We start from the raw sequence: 4,330 nt of genomic DNA on the forward strand, positions 1-4,330 counted from the left end.
GGCTGGCCGTGGTGCAGGGCCGCATGCCGGTGACCAAGCGCCTGCCCTACCAGTGGTACGACACGCCGAACATCCGCGTGGGCACGCACGCCGACTTCGAGGTGCTGGCGCGGCGCAACGGCCTGACCATCGAGAAAAGCTTTGGCCTGCACGAAGGCGAAGAGGTGCACCGCTGGCCCAACCTGCTGGCCAGCACGGCGGTGTTCCGCTTCACCACCTGACCGGCTTCAGCCGCGCGCGGCCTCGCGCGCTGCGTCCGCACCAAAGTCGCCTTCGATCGGCTGGCCTGCGCCCATGGCGGGGTAGACCTCGGCAAACGCAGCCCTGATCTGCGCCAGCGGCAGATCGTCGAAGCTGCCGCGCTCGTTCACGTATTCCATGTGCTGGCGGCCCGCGCGGTCGAACGCGTGGTACAGCGAGTCGTGCACGCCATCGAATTCCAGCGGCAGCAGGCCGAACTTGTCGCACAACTCGATGTTGAAGGCCGGCGTGGCCTTGCGCCACGCACCGTCGATCCACAGTTCGGTGTAACCGTGCCAGACGAACACGTCGGTCTGCATGGTCTGGCGCAGTTTTTCGGTGGAGAGGTGGTTCTTCACGTCGGCAAAACCCAGCCGCGCCGGGATGCTTGAGGCGCGCGCCACCGCCGCCAGCAGCACCGCCTTGGGCACACACCAGCCAAAGCCCTGGGCCAGCGCGGTGCTGGCGGTCATGCCGTGGTCGCTGAGATCGATGCGGTAGGGGTCGTAGCGCACCCGGTCGCGCACCGCGAGGTTGAGCGACACCGCCTGCGCGCGTGCGGTGCGGCCCTGGGCGTGCTGCTGCGCAAAGGCTTGCACAGCGGGGTGGTCGCTGTCGATCCAGGGGGTGGATGACAGGTGTTCGGGTTGGGGTGGCGTGGCGTTCATGGCCACAAGTTAGCAGATGGCCGCTGCGCGGCGCGCGTGTCAGGTTTTTTCGGACTTCATTCGCGCCGGCACCAGCCGATACCTTCCACAAGGAGAGGGCTTTGTCATGGCGTGCAAAGGCCTTTCTTGTGTCGGTTGTGGCCTTGGCCATGGCCTGATTTTGCCCAAACGCAGTCCAGCAACGAAGCCGGCTGCACGGCGCACCTGATCTTGAGTTTTTCATGAAGCAACTGATTGCCAACCTGCGTTTTGCCCACAAGTTCGTTCTCATCGGCGTCGTGGTGATGCTGATGCTCGTGGCCCCCGTGTCGATCGCGGTGCGGGCCGAACTGCAGACCTTCCAGGCCGCGCGCAGCGAGGCCAGTGGCATCGCGCCTGCCGGCGACCTGATCAAGCTGTTGCAGCTGTCCCAGCAGCACCGGGGGTTGTCGGCGGGTTATCTGGGCGGCAACGAGGCGGTGAAATCGCCCCGTGAGGTCAAACGTGGTGAGGTGGACGCCGCCTTCGACCGGCTCAAGGGCTCCCTGTCCGACCTGGCCTCCACCCGGCTCGCCGGTCAGCTGGAGGCTGCCCGCAACGACTTCACGGCCCTGGCCAACGCGGTGGACCAGCGCTCGCTCAACGGCGCCGAGAGCTTCGCGCGGCACACCGCCCTGATCGAGCAGCAGTTGCAGCTGCTGGGCGACGTGACCGATGTGTCGGGCATGAGCCTCGATCCCGAGACCGTCACCTACTCGATGATCCAGGCCGCCCTGGCGCACCTGCCGCAGCTCACCGAGACGCTGGGCCAGGCCCGTGCGCAAGGCTCGCTGGTGCTCACGCGCGGCGAGGCCACCTCGGCCCAGCGCGCCCGGCTGGGTGCGCTGGGCCAGCTCTCCCGGCTGCACCAGGGCAATGCACAGAAGGAGCTGAACAAGGCGTTTGCCGCTTCGCCGGCCTTGCAGGCGACGCTGGGCGCATCGGCGAGCGCGGCGGCGCAGGCGGCCGGCGACGGGCTGGCGCTGATCGACCAGCACGTGGTCACCGCCGAGGCCATGTCTTACTCACCGGTTGAATTTTTTGGTGCGCTGACCCGCCAGATCGACGCGCAGTTCACCCTGGTCGATGGCGTGTTCACCGCCTTGTCCCAAGAGCTGCGGTTGCGCGAGAACGCAGCCAGTCGCAACCTCTGGGTGCTGGCGGTGCTGCTGAGCGTTCTGTCGGCGGTGGGGCTGTGGATCATGTGGACGGTGGCCAGCGGCGTCACGCGTTCGCTGCACCAGGCGGTGAACGTGGCGCAGGCCGTGGCGGCGGGGGATCTCACCTCCACCATCGAAGCCAGCTCGCGCGACGAGACCGGGCAGCTGTTGCAGGCCCTCAAGACCATGAACACCAACCTGGTGCGCATCGTCTCCGAGGTGCGCGAAGGCAGCGACAGCATCGTCACCGGCAGCACGCAGATCGCCACCGGCAACGCCGACCTGTCGCAACGCACGGAAGAGCAGGCCAGCAACCTGGAGCAGACAGCGGCCAGCATGGAAGAGCTGACCGCCACCGTGCAGCAGAACACCGAGAGTGCGCGCCAGGCCAGCCAGCTCGCCAGCGGCGCCAGCCAGGCGGCGCTGGCCGGTGGTGAGTCGGTGGGCCAGGTGGTGCAGACCATGCAGCAGATCGCCGAGAGCTCGCGCAAGATCAGCGACATCATCGGCGTGATCGACGGCATTGCTTTCCAGACCAACATCCTCGCGCTCAACGCCGCGGTGGAAGCCGCGCGCGCCGGTGAGCAAGGCCGTGGCTTTGCCGTGGTGGCTGCCGAAGTGCGCAACCTGGCGCAGCGCAGCGCGCAGGCGGCCAAGGAGATCAAAGGGCTGATCAGCGAGAGCGTGGAGCGGGTGGAAGCCGGCACCGCGCTGGTCGAGCAGGCGGGCGAACGCGTGAGCAACATCGTGGTTCAGGTCCGGCGTGTCTCCGACCTGGTGGGCGAGATCACCTCGGCCAGCGAAGAACAGTCCAGCGGCATCTCGCAGGTGGGCGACGCGGTGGCCCAGCTCGATCAGGTGACGCAGCAAAACGCCGCGCTGGTGGAAGAGAGCGCCGCCGCCGCCGACAGCCTGCAGCAGCAGGCCCGACGCCTGACCGAAGCCGTGCGCGTGTTTCGCCTGGATGCGGCGCACACGCTGCGCGATTGAGGCGGCATTTCGAGAACTTTCTGATTCACCACGGCGGTGATCCGCCGGTCTGTCCGACTTTCGAGGCATTCATTGCCGCTTTAGCCGGCGCCGGACTCGCCGATATTCATCTGACCAACCCGACAACCGAGGACCCATCCCATGGACATGCGCAACGAAGCCAGCCACATCGCCCGCCACGACAGCGCCCGCGCAGCGGCCGCACAAAAGGCCAGCGCCGAATTCCTGACCTTCCGCCTCGGCGGCGAGGAATACGGCATCGACATCCTGCGCGTGCAGGAAATCCGCTCGTATGAAGAGCCCACCCGCATCGCCAACGCGCCGTCGTTCATCAAAGGCGTGGTCAACCTGCGCGGCGTGATCGTGCCGGTGGTGGACCTGCGCATCAAGCTGGGTTGCGACAAGGTGGAATACAACGGCTTCACGGTGGTGATCGTGCTCAACGTGCGCGGTCGCGTGGTCGGTGCGGTGGTCGACTCGGTGTCCGACGTGCTTGAACTCGCCGGCGAACTGATCAAGCCCGCGCCCGAGATGAACACCAACGTGGACACCAGCTTCATCACCGGCATCGCCAGCGTGGGCGAACGCATGCTGATCCTCATGGACATCGAAGCCCTCATGTCGAGCACCGACATGGGTTTGATGGACACCACGCAGTCGCTGCAATAAGCGCTGCTTCCCTTTCTACCGGAGACACCCCATGTCCTTCAACCGACTCAAGATGGGTCATCGCCTGACCCTGGGCTTTGCCAGCGTTCTGGTGCTGCTGGTGGCGCTCACCGCGCTGGCCTGGACCAGCCTGCAGGCTGCTCAGCAGGCCACCACAAAGGTGATCGAGATGGAGCACCGCTCCAAGGTCATGGACGAGTGGCTGGCCAGCACCCGCCTGAACATCAACCGCGTGCTGGGTGTGGCCAAGTCGGGTGCCAACCCCGAGGTGGAGGCCTACTTCAAGCCCATGATCGCGCAGACCACCGAGCGCATCAACGAGCTGCATGAAATGTGGGAACAAATGTCGTTCATCGTCTTTTCCTTTTTGATTGCCTGCCGCTGAAAATGGCTGGCATGGGAGTGATGCGGTTGCAACAGGTTTGTTTTCAGGCCATCCGGCTAATTTCAACGCCGATTAGTTGCTTCGCTTCAATCCGGGACGACAAAAGAAGCGGGATGACACCATTTCCAGTGCCAAGATCCACCACTCGGCTATTTTTTATGCTTGAGATGAACCCGCAAAGAAGAACAGGATCGAGGGAA

At 65.3% G+C, this 4,330-nt stretch carries 5 protein-coding genes and 1 pseudogene; 4 read left to right on the top strand and 2 right to left on the bottom strand.

Annotated elements, in window-relative coordinates:
* Window positions 1-221, top strand: a 221-nt coding sequence (locus tag ACN4F8_RS10245; RefSeq protein WP_419473496.1) for a methionine biosynthesis protein MetW, incomplete at its 5' end; no start/stop codon positions are given.
* A 6-nt stretch (window positions 222-227) separates the two neighbouring features.
* On the opposite strand, the gene ACN4F8_RS10250 is transcribed toward ACN4F8_RS10245, so the two are convergent.
* A complete protein-coding gene (locus tag ACN4F8_RS10250) occupies window positions 228-908 on the bottom strand; it encodes a transglutaminase domain-containing protein (protein ID WP_419473497.1) in 681 nt (226 codons plus the stop codon).
* Between the two features lie 221 nt (window positions 909-1,129).
* Here ACN4F8_RS10250 and ACN4F8_RS10255 point away from each other — a divergent pair, with 221 nt between their 5' ends.
* The 3 genes from ACN4F8_RS10255 (at window position 1,130) to ACN4F8_RS10265 (ending at window position 4,130) form a co-directional block, all read left to right on the top strand.
* Window positions 1,130-3,076 (top strand): methyl-accepting chemotaxis protein, encoded by a 1,947-nt coding sequence (locus ACN4F8_RS10255; RefSeq protein WP_419473498.1) that lies wholly within the window; start codon window positions 1,130-1,132, stop codon window positions 3,074-3,076.
* Window positions 3,077-3,217: 141 nt separating this feature from the next.
* Window positions 3,218-3,745 (top strand): chemotaxis protein CheW, encoded by a 528-nt coding sequence (locus tag ACN4F8_RS10260; protein ID WP_300652173.1) that lies wholly within the window; start codon window positions 3,218-3,220, stop codon window positions 3,743-3,745.
* Window positions 3,746-3,797: 52 nt separating this feature from the next.
* Complete coding sequence (locus ACN4F8_RS10265) at window positions 3,798-4,130, top strand: hypothetical protein (RefSeq protein WP_419473499.1); 333 nt, start codon at window positions 3,798-3,800, stop codon at window positions 4,128-4,130.
* On the opposite strand, the pseudogene ACN4F8_RS10270 reads toward ACN4F8_RS10265, so the two are convergent.
* Window positions 4,104-4,196 (bottom strand): annotated as a pseudogene (locus tag ACN4F8_RS10270) (DNA cytosine methyltransferase); the annotation flags it as partial. The gene ACN4F8_RS10265 and the pseudogene ACN4F8_RS10270 overlap by 27 nt on opposite strands.
* Window positions 4,197-4,330 lie beyond the last annotated feature (134 nt).

The sequence above is a fragment of the Hydrogenophaga sp. genome (assembly GCF_048549895.1).
GTDB lineage: Bacteria > Pseudomonadota > Gammaproteobacteria > Burkholderiales > Burkholderiaceae_C > Hydrogenophaga.

What these genes read in the sequence shown, in the direction of transcription:
- ACN4F8_RS10260 (WP_300652173.1), top strand. Translation starts at nt 3,218, where the DNA reads ATGGACATGCGCAACGAAGCCAGCCACATCGCCCGCCACGACAGCGCC.
- ACN4F8_RS10255 (WP_419473498.1), top strand. Translation starts at nt 1,130, where the DNA reads ATGAAGCAACTGATTGCCAACCTGCGTTTTGCCCACAAGTTCGTTCTC.
- ACN4F8_RS10250 (WP_419473497.1), bottom strand. Translation starts at nt 908, where the DNA reads ATGAACGCCACGCCACCCCAACCCGAACACCTGTCATCCACCCCCTGG.
- ACN4F8_RS10265 (WP_419473499.1), top strand. Translation starts at nt 3,798, where the DNA reads ATGGGTCATCGCCTGACCCTGGGCTTTGCCAGCGTTCTGGTGCTGCTG.